Raw genomic sequence first — 13,232 nt, 5'->3', positions numbered from 1 at the left:
TCTTCATGCTCGGATCCGCTAGGTCAGCGCAGTGCCGCGGCGGCCGTCACCAGATTCCGCAGCGACGCCTCGACCTCCACCGGTCCGCGCGTCTTCAGACCGCAGTCCGGGTTCACCCAGAGTCGTTCGGCCGGAACCGCTTTCAGCGCGGCGGACAGGGAGACGGTGATCTCCTCGACCGACGGCACCCGCGGCGAGTGGATGTCGTAGACGCCAGGCCCGACGCCGAGCGCGAAACCGGCCGCGTTCAGATCGTCGAGGACCTCCATGTGCGAGCGCGCCGCCTCGATCGAGGTGACATCGGCGTCCAGCCCCGCGATCGCCGAGATGACCTCGCCGAACTCCGAGTAGCACAGGTGGGTGTGCACCTGGGTGGTGTCGGCGACGCCCGCGGTGGCCAGGCGGAACGAATCCACTGACCACTGCAGGTACGCGGGCTGTTCGGCGGCACGCAGCGGCAGCAGCTCGCGCAGGGCGGGTTCGTCGACCTGGATGATCCGCGCGCCCTGGGCTTCCAGGTCGACGGTCTCGTCCCGGATGGCGAGCGCGACCTGGCGGGCCGAGTCACCCAGCGGCTGGTCGTCGCGGACGAACGACCACGCCAGGATGGTCACCGGGCCGGTGAGCATGCCCTTGACCGGCTTGGTGGTCAACGACTGGGCGTACCCGATCCAGGACAGCGTCATCGCCTCGGGGCGAGTGACGTCGCCGAACAGGATCGGCGGGCGCACGCAGCGAGTGCCGTAGGACTGCACCCAGCCCGCCTCGGTGACGGCGAAACCGTCGAGCAGTTCGGCGAAGTACTGCACCATGTCGTTGCGTTCGGGTTCGCCGTGCACCAGCACGTCGAGCCCGAGCTTTTCCTGCAGGGTGATCACGTCGGCGATCTCGGCCCGCATCCGCCGCACGTACTCGGCCTGGTCGATCTCGCCCTTGCGCAGCGCGGCGCGGGCCAGCCGGATGGTCGAGGTCTGCGGGTAGGAGCCGATGGTGGTGGTCGGCAGCACCGGCAGGTCGAGGTGATCGCGCTGCAGGGCGCGACGCTCGTCGGCGGGGGAGCGGGTCAGGTCGTTCTCGTCGAGCGCGGCCAATCGGCTCCGGACCTGGTCGTTGTGCAGGCGCGGGTCGGTCCGGCGGGATTCGGCGGCGGCGCGGGCCGCGGCCAGTTCGCCGGCGACGGTGTCGACACCCGCGGTGAGGGCGGTGGCAAGGATTCGTACCTCGGCGACCTTCTCGGTGCCGAAGGCCAGCCACGAGCGCAGCCGCTCGTCCAGGCCGGTCTCGGGGGTCAGCGAATACGGCACGTGCAGCAGCGAGCACGAACTCGACACCGCCACCGCGTCGGCGCTGCCGAGCAGGGTGCCCAGGGTGCCGAGGGCAGCGTCGAGGTCGGCGCGCCAGATATTGCGGCCGTCGACCACGCCCGCCACCAGCAGTTTGCGAGCAAGGGCGGGCAGCGCCGCGACCGCCGAGATATCGGAGCCCGCGGTGAAATCGAGCGCGACACCCTCGATCGCGGTCTCGGCCAGCGCCGCCAGAGCGGCGTCGGGGTGCCCGAAGTAGGTGGCGACCAGGATCGCGGGCCGGTTCTGCGCGGCAGACAGCGCGCTGTAGGTCTGGCCGACCAGGGCGATCTCCGCCTCGGTCAGGTCGGTGACCAGCACCGGTTCATCGATCTGCACCCATTGCGCGCCCGCATCCGCCAGCTGGGCCAGCAGGTCGAGGTACAGCGGCAGCAGTTCGGGCAGCCGCTCCAGCGCGGCGCCGTCGGCGGCCTTGGCCAGCTTCAGGAAGGTGATCGGACCGATCACCACCGGACGTGCGGGGACACCGAGTTCGATCGCCTCGTCGAGTTCGGTCAGCAGCTTGCCGGGATGCAGCGAAAAGGTGGTGGCCGCGTCGATTTCGGGCACCAGGTAGTGGTAGTTGGTGTCGAACCACTTGGTCATCTCCAGCGGAGCGACCGTGTCGGTGCCACGCGCGGCCGCGAAATAGCGGTCGAGCGGGTCGGCGATCCCGGCCACCCGCGGCGGCAGTGCGCCGAGCAGTTCAGCGGCATCGAGCATCTGGTCGTAGTAGGAGAAGGTGCCCACCGGCACCGAATCCAGTCCCGCCGCGGCCAGTTCGGTGAGCTGGGCGCGACGAAGCTGACGGCCGACCGCGTGCAGGTGCGCGGCATCGGCACGGCCGGCCCAGTAGGACTCGGTGGCGCGCTTGAGTTCCCGGTTCGGGCCCACTCGCGGAAGGCCGAGAACCGTTGCGGTGAACGGTGTGTGTGAAACAGTCACGGAGATTCTCCAGTGTCGTGCAGGGAGAGCCGTCGCCTTTTCGCGGGCACACGCCACCCGGCCGGACCATGTCGCGAACGGTACGACGGGTCGGCATCGGTGGTCCGCGCGCCCGATCCACGAGGCGGTGGCCGCCGGATACGGCGTATCCGGCACAGTCGGCAGGTCTTCGGACTCGCGGGCACCGGTCGTGTGATCGACCGACCTACTGGCCGTCGCTTCCCAGGCATGATGCCCAGTGCTGATGACGGCGGTCGTTCCTGCTCACCGCTGCGGGACAGTCCCGGATTCTCACCGGGTTCCCTCTCACCCGGTGCGGAACATGATCCGCACCCGGGTTTCGACGCCTACGCGGGAGGTCGGGGCTCCGACTCTTCCACCGCGCAGGCGAACCAGCTGCGCCCCCAGCATAGGCCCTCAACGGGGGCCCGGGGCACCGCCCGGTGGCGAACAGTGCCGTGACCTGCGGTTGCGCCCACATTGTCCACGCGCACCGCTGACCGCTCCTCGCGGTGAGATGTGACGGCCTGATGAACGCAACTTCGCAGGTAGGCGGGTGTGCGGTGTGAAGAATGCTGCGAAGCCACCTTGCGTGTCCGGCCCCGGCTCGCGGCCGGGTACCGTAGGCCAATGTTCTCGAAAGTCTTGGTCGCAAATCGTGGTGAGATCGCTATCCGTGCCTTCCGCGCGGCCTACGAACTCGGCATCGGAACGGTCGCGGTGTTCCCGTACGAGGATCGCAATTCCGTCCATCGCCTGAAGGCGGCCGAGTCATATCAGATCGGTGAAGAGGGTCACCCGGTTCGGGCGTATCTGTCGATCGAGGCGATCATCGACGCCGCGGTGGCCGCCGGCGCCGACGCGATCTACCCCGGCTACGGATTCCTGTCGGAGAACCCCGACCTCGCCGCGGCCTGTGCCGCCGCGGGCATCACCTTCATCGGACCCACCGCCAAGATCCTCGAGATGGCGGGCAACAAGGCCACGGCGATCGCCGCGGCCAAGGCGGCCGGGCTGCCGACGCTGAAGTCCAGCGAGCCCTCGGCCGATATCGACGAATTGCTCACCGCCTCGGCCGAACTCGAATATCCGATCTTCGTCAAGGCTGTCGCCGGTGGTGGTGGTCGTGGCATGCGCCGGGTCGCTACGCCCGAGCAGTTGCGTGAGTCGATCGAGGCGGCGTCGCGTGAGGCGGAGTCGGCGTTCGGTGATCCGACGGTGTTCCTCGAGCAGGCGGTGGTGAACCCGCGCCACATCGAGGTGCAGATCCTGGCTGATCAGCACGGCAATATGATGCATTTGTTCGAGCGGGATTGTTCGCTGCAGCGTCGTCATCAGAAGGTGATCGAGCTCGCGCCCGCCCCGAATCTGTCTCCTGAACTGCGCGAGCGGATCTGCGCCGACGCGGTGGCGTTCGCCCGCCAGATCGGCTACATCAACGCGGGCACTGTGGAGTTCCTGCTCGACGAGCGCGGCAACCACGTGTTCATCGAGATGAACCCGCGTATCCAGGTGGAGCACACGGTCACCGAGGAGATCACCGATGTCGACCTGGTGCAGTCGCAGCTACGGATCGCTGCCGGTGAGAGCCTCGCGGACCTGGGCCTGAGTCAGGAGACGGTGCAGATCCGTGGCGCCGCGCTGCAGTGCCGCATCACCACCGAGGACCCGGCCAACGGGTTCCGCCCCGACACCGGCCGCATCACCGCCTACCGCACGCCGGGCGGCGCGGGCATCCGTCTCGACGGCGGCGCGAACCTGGGCGCGGAGATCGGCGCCTACTTCGACTCGATGCTGGTCAAGCTCACCTGCCGTGGTCGCGATCTACCCGCCGCCGCCGCGCGCGCCCAGCGCGCGCTGGCCGAATTCCGTATTCGTGGCGTGACGACCAACATCCCGTTCCTGCTCTCGGTGCTCGACGATCCCGATTTCCAGGCGGGCCGGGTGACCACCTCGTTCATCGACGAGCGTCCCGAGCTGCTCACCTCGCGCGGCTCGGCCGACCGTGGCACCAAGATCCTGACCTATCTGGCCGACGTCACCGTCAACAAGCCCAACGGCGACCGCCCGACCACGGTGTACCCCTACGACAAGCTGCCCGCCGTCGACCTGACGCTGCCGCCGCCGGACGGTTCGCGCCAGCGACTGCTCACCCTCGGGCCGGAGGGTTTCGCGCGGGCCCTGCGCGAACAGAAGGCGCTCGGCGTCACCGACACCACCTTCCGTGACGCGCACCAGTCGCTGCTGGCCACCCGCGTGCGCACCAACGGTCTGCTCGGCGTGGCGGGCCACGTCGCGCGGCTGACCCCGGAGCTGCTCTCGATCGAGGCATGGGGCGGCGCGACTTACGATGTGGCACTGCGGTTCCTGCACGAGGACCCGTGGGAACGCTTGGCGGCCTTGCGTGAAGCCGTGCCGAACATCTGCCTGCAGATGCTGCTGCGCGGCCGCAACACCGTCGGCTACACGCCCTACCCCGAACAGGTCACCCGCGCTTTCGTTTCCGAAGCCGCCACGACCGGTATCGATATCTTCCGTATCTTCGACGCCCTCAACAATGTCGACCAGATGCGTCCGGCGATCGACGCGGTCCGCGAAACCGGTACTGCCATAGCCGAAGTCGCCCTGTCCTACACCGGTGACCTGCTCGACCCGAACGAGTCGCTCTACACCCTCGACTACTACCTGAAGCTGGCCGAACAGATCGTCGACGCGGGCGCGCATGTTCTCGCGATCAAGGACATGGCCGGTCTGCTGCGTGCACCCGCGGCCGCGAAACTCGTTACCGCACTGCGTAGTAACTTCGATCTGCCGGTGCACGTGCACACCCACGACACCCCCGGCGGCCAGCTGGCCACCTACTTGGCGGCCTGGCAGGCCGGTGCCGACGCGGTCGACGGCGCGTCGGCGGCCATGGCGGGCACCACGAGCCAGCCCGCGCTGTCGGCGATCGTGGCCGCCACCGCGCACACCGAGCACGACACCGGTCTGAACCTGCAGAACGTGTGCGATCTGGAGCCGTACTGGGAGGCGCTGCGCAAGGTCTACGCGCCGTTCGAGTCGGGTCTGCCCGCGCCGACCGGTCGCGTGTACACCCACGAGATCCCGGGTGGTCAGCTGTCGAACCTGCGTCAGCAGGCGATCGCGCTCGGCTTGGGCGACCGGTTCGAAGAGGTCGAGGCCAAGTACGCGGCCGCCGACCGGCTGCTGGGCCGCCTGGTCAAGGTGACCCCGTCGTCGAAGGTCGTCGGTGACCTCGCGCTCGCCCTGGTCGGCACCGGTGTCGACATCGAGGACTTCGCCGCCGATCCGGGCCGCTACGACATCCCCGATTCGGTGATCGGCTTCCTGCGTGGCGAACTCGGCACCCCCGCGGGCGGCTGGCCGGAGCCGTTCCGCAGCAAGGCACTGGCCGGGCGCAACGAACCCAAGCCCGAGACCCCGCTGAACCCGGCCGACCAGAAGGCACTCGACGGCTCGTCCGCGCAGCGCCGCGAAACGCTGAACCGGCTGCTGTTCCCCGGCCCGACCGCCGAGTTCAACTCCCATCGCGAGAAGTACGGCGACACCACCGGCCTGTCGGAGAACCAGTTCTTCTACGGCCTTCGCCGCGGCGAGGAACACCGCGTGCAGCTGGAGAAGGGTGTCACCCTGCTCATCGGCCTCGAGGCGATCTCCGAGCCCGACGAGAAGGGCATGCGCACGGTGATGTGCATCATGAACGGGCAGTTGCGCCCGGTCGCGGTGCGTGACCGGTCCGTCGCCTCCGAGGTGCCGGCGGCCGAGAAGGCCGACAAGAACAACGCCGGTCACATCGCGGCACCGTTCGCCGGTGTGGTCACTCTCGCGGTGTCCGAAGGCGACGAGATCCACGCCGGTGACACCGTCGGCACCATCGAGGCGATGAAGATGGAAGCGGCCATCACCGCGCCGCGCGGTGGCGTGGTCGGCCGGATCGCGACCACCAAGGTGGCCCAGGTCGAGGGCGGCGACCTGCTGGTGGAACTGGTCGCGCGCGAGTCGGAATGACACGCATCGTCGCGGGTGTGGCGGGCGGGCGGCGCTTGAAGGTGCCGCCCGCCGGCACCCGGCCTACCTCCGATCGGGTGCGTGAAGCCCTGTTCAGCGCGATCGACGCGCGCCTCGATCTGGACGGGACGCTGGTCCTCGACCTGTACGCGGGCTCGGGTGCGCTGGGCTTGGAAGCGCTCTCGCGCGGAGCCGAGCGCGCGTTGCTGGTCGAATCCGACCGCAAGGCGGCCGAGGTGGTGCGCGCCAATATCGCCGAGCTGGGTCTGCCCGGCGCGGAACTGCGGCTCGGCAGTGTGTCCTCGCTGCTGAAGCACGCCGCGCCGCGGGCCTACGACGTGGTGTTCTCGGATCCGCCCTACGAGGTGAGCACCGAGGACGTGATCGCCGACCTCACCGCCCTGGCGAGCAACGGCTGGCTCGCCCCGGAGGCGCTGGTGGTGGTGGAGCGGTCGAGTCGTTCACCCGAAATCACCTGGCCCGCTGGCTTTGTGGCGCTGAAGGCGCGCAAGTACGGGGAGACCAGAGTCGAGTTCGCCGAGTTCGGTGCTAGCGTCTGAGCTATGGCTGCAGCACTGTGCCCCGGCTCCTTCGACCCGGTCACCAACGGTCACCTCGACGTGTTCGCTCGCGCGGCCGCGCAGTTCGACGAGGTGATCATCACCGTCAATGTGAACCCCAAGAAGCAGGGGATGTTCACCGTCGAGGAGCGCATGGAGCTCCTGCGCGAGTCGGTCTCGCACCTGCCGAACGTGCGCGTCGCGTCCTGGCAGGGTCTGACGGTCGATTTCGCCAAGCAGGAAGGCATCAGCGCGATCGTCAAGGGTCTGCGTGACGCGGGCGACTTCGGCTACGAGCTCCAAATGGCCCAGATGAACCACAAACTGGCCGGCGTCGACACCTTCTTCATCGCGACCAACCCGTCGCTGAGCTTCCTGTCCAGTTCCTTGGTCAAAGAAGTCGCGGCCTACGGCGGCGACGTGAGCGACATGCTCCCGCCTGCGGTCCACAAGCGTCTGCTGGACCGCCTCGCCGAACGAAAGGGCTAGCTGGTCGCGGGGAGGCGGAACAAGCCTCTCAGTGCGAGGAAGCGCATGCCGCCGACTGCGGCGGTGATGGCGAGGACCGTCAGCGCCTGCGTGATGTCACCCAAACCGGGCGCCCAGAAATCCAGTCCGGCCAAGCACGCGGTCGTGATCGCGAGTCCGATCAACGCGATCCCGCCACCTTCCCACTGCGCGGTGAACCAGGTGACCCGGTCGGTGGCATGGAAGGTGAGCTGACGGTGGAATTCGTTGGCGATGACGGTGCTGACCACCGATCCGGCCACATTGGCGACCAGCGGGCCGATGCCGTGCATCGCGAAGAACAGCAGCACATAGGCGATATTGCTCGACCCGCCGACGAGGGCGAATCGGAAGAGCTGGGGCAGGGCGCGGTCGCCGCGCAGGTAGGTGAGCGCGCCCTCGAGCTGCGGGCGCAGCGCGGGTGCGACTTCACTCGGCGTCACCACGGGGAACGGACCGGTCCAAGGAGTGAACATGCCCGCCACGTGCGACACCGGACTCCTAGGAGTTTCCAGGAGGGTCATGTTCGACTCCGATCCCAAATGAACAGACGTCGAGGAGTACAACAGCGAAAAGGTTGCGGTGCTTCCCGGCGGACGGCGTTGTCGTGCCTACCGATGGTAGCCGAAGTGGAGGGCCGCACTCCACTTGATATCTGTGCGATCTAGGACACTGTCGCGACACACCGCGACGACATTCGGCACAGCTGCCGACGACAGGCACACTGGGCGTCGGCGGTAGTGGTTTCGCCGTGAGTCCGCAGGAGGGTAGTGAGCATGTATCGCGTATTCGAAGCACTCGACGAACTGGTCGCCATCGTCGAAGAGGCGCGCGGCATCCCGCCGACCCGCAGCTGCATCGTGCCGCGCGGCGATGTCCTCGAACTTCTCGACGACGTCCGCGACGCACTGCCCGGTGAACTCGACGATGCCCAGGACGTGCTCGATCACCGCGACAAGATCGTCGGCGATGCCCGCAGCGGCGCCGAAACGACGGTCACCACGGCCAACGAGCAGGCGCGCACCACCATCGACAAGGCCCGCGCCGAGGCCGATCGCATCCTCGCCGACGCCAAGGACCACGCCGACCGGATGGTCGCCGAGGCCACCGCCCATGCCGACCGCCTGGTGACTTCGGCCCAGGCCGAGGCCGATCAGGTCGTGGCCGAGGGCAACGCCGAATACGACGAGCTCACCGGCCGCGCCCAGATCGACGCCGACCGGGCCATCGACGCGGGCAAGGCCTCGTACGAGCGCTCGGTCGCCGACGGCAAGGCCGAACAGGCCAGGCTGGTCGCGCAGACCGAGGTGGTGCGGGTCGCGCACGCCGAATCCGCCCGCCTGATCGACGAGGCGCACGCCGAGTCCGACCGGGTGCGCACCGAATGCGACGACTATGTCGACGAGCAGATGGCCGATTTCGGCGGCAAGCTCGCCGCCGTGGAGGAGACGCTCAACACCACCCGGCGCTCGATCACCCGTGGCCGCCAGCAGATGCGCGGCGGACCGGCCGCCGAATACCCCGAATACGCTGCCGACCACCGCCGCTGAGGCGAGTGCGCGTTTTGAGTTCGGGCGGGGTCCTGCCGTACTGTTGAGTGGTTGCCCATTATCCCCTCAACGGTAAGTGAGTCCGCGATGTCGGCCGGTTCCGGTTCGCCTGCGCGTCCACGCAAGACCAGTGGTCCTGTGTCCGACGCGGGTTTTGTGCTGGATGTCCGCAATCTCGGCCGCAGGCCGGGAACCATGCGGGAGCTGCGTCGCACGGTCACCGACCACGAGCGGCTGGGTCTGGACCTGATCGCCATCCCGGCCGACGCCGCGGTGGAACTCGACCTGCAACTGCAGGCGGTCTCGGAGGGTGTGCTGGTTACCGGCACGGCGTCCGGTCCGACGGCCGGGGAGTGCTCGCGCTGCCTCGAACCGTTCGACGACCAGGTGCAGATTCGTCTGACGGAGTTGTTCGCGTATCCGGACAGCACCACCGAGCAGACGACCGAGGACGCCGAGGTCTACCGCATGGAAGACGACCTCGTCGACCTCGAGCCGGTGATCCTCGACGCCATCGGGCTGGAGCTTCCGCTGCAGCCGCTGTGCTCGCCGGACTGCGCGGGCCTGTGCCCCGAGTGCGGTGTGCGGATGGCGATTGCGGGTCCTGATCATGGGCATGAGATACTGGACCCTCGCTGGGCGAAGTTGGCGAAGTTCGCCACTGATGAGCCCGGTAACGGCGACCCCGCCTGAGGGTTCCACCACCAAGACCAAACCGCTGCCGCGGCATCTGATGCCGGTGTAGTCAGCGAAAACCAAGAGGAGAAGTAGCCGTGGCTGTTCCCAAGCGTCGGATGTCGCGTTCCAACACCCGGTCGCGGCGCAGCCAGTGGAAGGCCACCGCGCCGACCCTGGTCACCTGCCCGAACCGCGCGTGTGGTGAGAAGACCCTCCCGCACATCGCGTGCCCGTCCTGCGGTACCTACAAGGGCCGCCAGGTCACCTCTGCAGTCTGATCGTTGTAGATCATTCCTAGCAACGTGACAGCCAGTAAAGACAATGTAGGCGCGGCGGATCACGCCAGCCTGCTCACCGCCCTCGGTGTCGACGTACGACCGGAGCTTCTGCGCCTAGCGCTGACGCACCGGTCGTACGCGTACGAGAACGGCGGTTTGCCGACCAACGAGCGCCTGGAATTCCTCGGCGACTCGGTACTCGGCCTCAGCATCACCGAGCGCCTGTATACCGAGCATCCGGAGAAGTCCGAGGGTGAACTCGCGAAACTGCGCGCCAGCGTGGTGAACATGCACGCGCTCGCCGAGGTGGCGCGTGGTCTCGGCGACGGCGGACTCGGTCAGTATCTGCTGCTCGGTAAGGGCGAAGAGCTCACCGGCGGCCGCGACAAGCCGAGCATCCTGGCCGACGGCATGGAGTCGCTGCTCGGTGCGGTGCACCTCGAGCACGGCATCGAAACCGCGCGCGGCGTGGTGCTCCGGCTGTTCGCCGAACTGCTCGAGCGTGGGCCCCGCATGGGCGCAGGCCTCGACTGGAAGACCAGCCTCCAGGAACTCACCGCCGAACGCGGTCTCGGCGTGCCCGCCTACGAGATCACTTCCACCGGGCCGGACCACAACAAGGAGTTCACCGCCACCACGGTGATCGCCGGGCGTCCGTACGGTTCGGGTATGGGCCGTTCCAAGAAGGAAGCCGAGCAGAAGGCAGCCGGTACGGCTTACAAGGCCTTGACCGACGAATCCGCGGCAAAAGCCTGATCTGTGCCCGAGCTGCCGGAGGTCGAAGTTGTTCGGCGCGGTCTTGTCGACCACGCGGTCGGCCGGGCGATCGAAACTGTCACCGTCACCCACCCGCGTGCCGTGCGCAGGCATGCCGCGGGTGGCGCTGATCTGGCCGCGAGACTCAAAGGGTTGCGGATCGACTCCGCACAGCGGCGCGGGAAGTATCTCTGGCTCACTTTCGACGAGCCCGATACCGCACTGATCGTGCACCTGGGTATGAGCGGTCAGATGCTCGTGCAACCCGCCGGCGCGCCCGTCGAGAAACACGCGCACATCCGGGCCGTGCTCGGTGACGGTGCCGAATTGCGATTCGTCGATCAACGCACCTTCGGTGGCTGGGCACTGGGCGAACTCGTCGAGGTGGACGGAACCGTGGTGCCCGATTCCGTGGCCCATATCGCGCGTGATCCGCTCGACCCGCTGTTCGACCGCGAGGCCGTGGTCGCGGCCATCCGCGCCAAGAACACCGAGATCAAGCGCGTACTGCTCGATCAGACGGTGATCTCCGGCATCGGCAATATCTACGCCGACGAGGCGCTGTGGCGGGCCGGTCTGCACGGCACCCGCGTCGCCGCCGAACTCACCCGCCCGGTCCTGCGCACCCTGCTCGACGGGGTTACCGCGGTCATGACCGAGGCGCTGGCCGTCGGCGGTACCTCCTTCGACGCCCTGTATGTGAATGTGAACGGCGAATCCGGCTATTTCGCCAGGTCATTGGCCGCGTACGGGCGCGAGGACGAACCGTGCGATCGGTGCGCGACGCTGCTGGTACGGGAACAATTCATGAATCGGTCGTCGTTTTCCTGTCCGAAGTGTCAACGGAAGCCGCGCCGCCGCTGATCCGGGCACGCTAACGTTTCCCCTGACAGGTCGTGACAGACCGGGTCCGTGCAGGGAGGACGTTATGCGCAAGCTGACCTATTTCGTGGCATCGACAATCGACGGCTTCATCGCCGCCGAAGACGGAACGCTGGATTTCTTCCCGGTAGGCGGTGACCACGGGCCGGCGATCATCTCGCAGTACCCGGAAACCCTGCCGACCAAGGTGCGCGAGGCGCGGGGGATCTCGGCGGGCAACATCTACTTCGACACCGTGATCATGGGCCGCAAGACCCACGACTTCGGGGTCCGCACCGGCACCGCAAGCCCGTATGAGCACCTCCGCCAATACGTGGTGTCCACGACGCTGCCCGAAGCGCCCGCGCCGGGGGTGGAACTGATCGCCGAGGATCCGACCGCGGCGGTGCGTGAACTCAAACGCGAAGACGGACTGGGTATCTGGCTCTGCGGCGGCGGGCAACTGGCGCAGACGCTGCTGCCCGAGATCGACCAGGTGTTCCTGAAACTGCACCCGGTGGTACTGGGTACCGGCAGGCCGCTGTTCGGTGGTGGGACGAAACTGCCCGCGCCGGAACGGTTTCGGGTGATCACCAGCCGGGTGTACGCCGACGGCGTCGCGTTCCTCAAGTACGGCCGGATCAAGTAGTCGCGATGACATCGGCGGCGAGTCCGGGTCCGGTGGCGGCACTGCGCGAGGTCGGGTTCTGGCTCGAACGTAGTCGTGCCGAAACGCACCGGGTGAAGGCTTACCGCCGCGCCGCCGATGTCGTCGCCGGGCTGTCGGAGAGCGAGTACGCCACTCGCGCCGCGGAACACAGTTGGCGTGAGCTTGCCGGTATCGGGCCGAAGACGGCAGCCATCATCGAACAGGCTTGTGCCGGTGAGGTTCCCGACTATCTGGCCGAGCTCCGCAAGGACGCACGGCCGATCGCGCCCGCGGGCGAGGAGCTGCGCGGTCTGCTGCGCGGCGACCTCCACACGCATTCGGACTGGTCCGACGGTGGAAGCCCGATCGCCGAGATGATGGGGGTCGCGGCGGCGCTGGGACACGAATACTGTGCGCTGACAGACCATTCGCCCCGTCTCAAGGTCGCCAACGGCCTGTCCGCCGACCGGCTGCTGCGCCAGCTCGACGTGATCGCCGAACTCAACGAGCAGATGGCACCGTTTCGCATCCTCACCGGCATCGAGGTCGACATCCTCGACGACGGCACCCTCGACCAGCGTGCCGACCTCCTCGAACGCCTGGATGTCGTTGTCGCCAGCGTGCATTCACATCTGCGCGACGACAGCGCCACGATGACCAAGCGGATGGTCTACGCCGTCGCGAATCCCGATGTCGACATCCTCGGCCACTGCACCGGACGGCTCGTCGAAGGGGCTCGCGGGACCCGCCCGGAGTCGTCGTTCGACGCCGAACTCGTCTTCGAGGCCTGTCGGAGATACGGCACCGCCGTCGAAATCAACAGCCGCCCTGAGCGTCGTGACCCACCCGGACGACTGATCGAGCTGGCCGTGGAGATGGACTGCTTGTTCAGTATCGACACCGACGCCCACGCACCCGGCCAATTGGCTTGGCAGGGCTATGGATGCGAGCGGGCGCTGGCCCACGGCGTCACCGCCGCGAGAGTGATCGACACCTGGCCGGTCGACGAGCTCCTCGCATGGTGTCGAGAATCGAGTGGGTGAAGTCTTGCCCAACAACTGACTTCGCCTCCGATC

General features: G+C 67.7%; 12 protein-coding genes and 1 riboswitch. Of the genes, 10 read left to right on the top strand and 2 right to left on the bottom strand.

Going from position 1 to position 13,232, the window contains the following annotated elements; all coding sequences use genetic code 11:
- Positions 1-23 precede the first annotated feature (23 nt).
- On the bottom strand, positions 24-2,288 hold the full coding sequence (gene metE, locus ACFWPK_RS00950) for a 5-methyltetrahydropteroyltriglutamate--homocysteine S-methyltransferase (RefSeq protein ID WP_378912451.1): 2,265 nt from the start codon (positions 2,286-2,288) through the stop codon (positions 24-26).
- 142 nt (positions 2,289-2,430) lie between these two features.
- Positions 2,431-2,628: riboswitch (cobalamin riboswitch) on the bottom strand.
- Between the two features lie 290 nt (positions 2,629-2,918).
- Here metE and ACFWPK_RS00945 point away from each other — a divergent pair.
- The 3 genes from ACFWPK_RS00945 to coaD are packed head-to-tail and all read left to right on the top strand — an operon-like array spanning position 2,919 to position 7,366.
- Complete coding sequence (locus ACFWPK_RS00945; protein WP_378912450.1) at positions 2,919-6,317, top strand: pyruvate carboxylase; 3,399 nt, start codon at positions 2,919-2,921, stop codon at positions 6,315-6,317.
- Positions 6,314-6,877 carry a 16S rRNA (guanine(966)-N(2))-methyltransferase RsmD gene (gene rsmD, locus ACFWPK_RS00940; protein WP_378912449.1) on the top strand — a complete coding sequence of 188 codons (564 nt, stop codon included), beginning with the start codon at positions 6,314-6,316 and terminating at the stop codon, positions 6,875-6,877. Before ACFWPK_RS00945 ends, rsmD begins: the two co-directional genes overlap by 4 nt.
- 3 nt (positions 6,878-6,880) lie before the next feature.
- Positions 6,881-7,366: a pantetheine-phosphate adenylyltransferase gene (gene coaD, locus ACFWPK_RS00935; RefSeq protein WP_358187554.1), complete on the top strand. Its 486-nt coding sequence runs from the start codon at positions 6,881-6,883 to the stop codon at positions 7,364-7,366.
- On the opposite strand, the gene ACFWPK_RS00930 is transcribed toward coaD, so the two are convergent.
- Complete coding sequence (locus ACFWPK_RS00930; RefSeq protein WP_378912447.1) at positions 7,363-7,908, bottom strand: GtrA family protein; 546 nt, start codon at positions 7,906-7,908, stop codon at positions 7,363-7,365. The two genes, coaD and ACFWPK_RS00930, sit on opposite strands and share 4 nt — an antisense overlap.
- Before the next feature lie 252 nt (positions 7,909-8,160).
- Here ACFWPK_RS00930 and ACFWPK_RS00925 point away from each other — a divergent pair, with 252 nt between their 5' ends.
- The 7 genes from ACFWPK_RS00925 to ACFWPK_RS00895 all read left to right on the top strand — a co-directional run bounded on the left by ACFWPK_RS00925 (position 8,161) and on the right by ACFWPK_RS00895 (position 13,199).
- Entirely contained in the window at positions 8,161-8,934 is a 774-nt protein-coding gene (locus tag ACFWPK_RS00925; protein WP_378912446.1) for a DivIVA domain-containing protein, read from the top strand.
- An 87-nt stretch (positions 8,935-9,021) separates the two neighbouring features.
- Positions 9,022-9,627, top strand: a complete 606-nt coding sequence (locus ACFWPK_RS00920) for a YceD family protein (RefSeq protein WP_378912445.1) — start codon at positions 9,022-9,024, stop codon at positions 9,625-9,627.
- A gap of 80 nt (positions 9,628-9,707) precedes the next feature.
- A complete protein-coding gene (gene rpmF / locus ACFWPK_RS00915) occupies positions 9,708-9,890 on the top strand; it encodes a 50S ribosomal protein L32 (RefSeq protein ID WP_040708879.1) in 183 nt (60 codons plus the stop codon).
- 24 nt (positions 9,891-9,914) lie between these two features.
- Positions 9,915-10,646, top strand: coding sequence for a ribonuclease III (rnc, locus tag ACFWPK_RS00910; RefSeq protein ID WP_378912444.1), 732 nt, complete (start codon positions 9,915-9,917; stop codon positions 10,644-10,646).
- A 3-nt stretch (positions 10,647-10,649) separates the two neighbouring features.
- Positions 10,650-11,510, top strand: a complete 861-nt coding sequence (mutM, locus tag ACFWPK_RS00905; protein WP_378912443.1) for a bifunctional DNA-formamidopyrimidine glycosylase/DNA-(apurinic or apyrimidinic site) lyase — start codon at positions 10,650-10,652, stop codon at positions 11,508-11,510.
- A 64-nt stretch (positions 11,511-11,574) separates the two neighbouring features.
- Positions 11,575-12,156, top strand: a complete 582-nt coding sequence (locus ACFWPK_RS00900; protein WP_378912442.1) for a dihydrofolate reductase family protein — start codon at positions 11,575-11,577, stop codon at positions 12,154-12,156.
- A 5-nt stretch (positions 12,157-12,161) separates the two neighbouring features.
- Positions 12,162-13,199 carry a PHP domain-containing protein gene (locus ACFWPK_RS00895; RefSeq protein WP_378912441.1) on the top strand — a complete coding sequence of 346 codons (1,038 nt, stop codon included), beginning with the start codon at positions 12,162-12,164 and terminating at the stop codon, positions 13,197-13,199.
- Positions 13,200-13,232 lie beyond the last annotated feature (33 nt).

Origin of the sequence: Nocardia sp. NPDC058519, from assembly GCF_042719755.1 — a bacterium.
GTDB lineage: Bacteria > Actinomycetota > Actinomycetes > Mycobacteriales > Mycobacteriaceae > Nocardia.
The sequence above is the reverse complement of the archived record's forward strand: the minus strand, read 5'-3'. Positions and strand labels throughout refer to the sequence as shown.

Coding starts and splice junctions, on each gene's coding strand:
- ACFWPK_RS00920 (WP_378912445.1), top strand. CDS start 9,022: ATGTCGGCCGGTTCCGGTTCGCCTGCGCGTCCACGCAAGACCAGTGGT.
- ACFWPK_RS00925 (WP_378912446.1), top strand. CDS start 8,161: ATGTATCGCGTATTCGAAGCACTCGACGAACTGGTCGCCATCGTCGAA.
- ACFWPK_RS00930 (WP_378912447.1), bottom strand. CDS start 7,908: ATGACCCTCCTGGAAACTCCTAGGAGTCCGGTGTCGCACGTGGCGGGC.
- ACFWPK_RS00945 (WP_378912450.1), top strand. CDS start 2,919: ATGTTCTCGAAAGTCTTGGTCGCAAATCGTGGTGAGATCGCTATCCGT.
- ACFWPK_RS00900 (WP_378912442.1), top strand. CDS start 11,575: ATGCGCAAGCTGACCTATTTCGTGGCATCGACAATCGACGGCTTCATC.
- coaD (WP_358187554.1), top strand. CDS start 6,881: ATGGCTGCAGCACTGTGCCCCGGCTCCTTCGACCCGGTCACCAACGGT.
- ACFWPK_RS00895 (WP_378912441.1), top strand. CDS start 12,162: ATGACATCGGCGGCGAGTCCGGGTCCGGTGGCGGCACTGCGCGAGGTC.
- rsmD (WP_378912449.1), top strand. CDS start 6,314: ATGACACGCATCGTCGCGGGTGTGGCGGGCGGGCGGCGCTTGAAGGTG.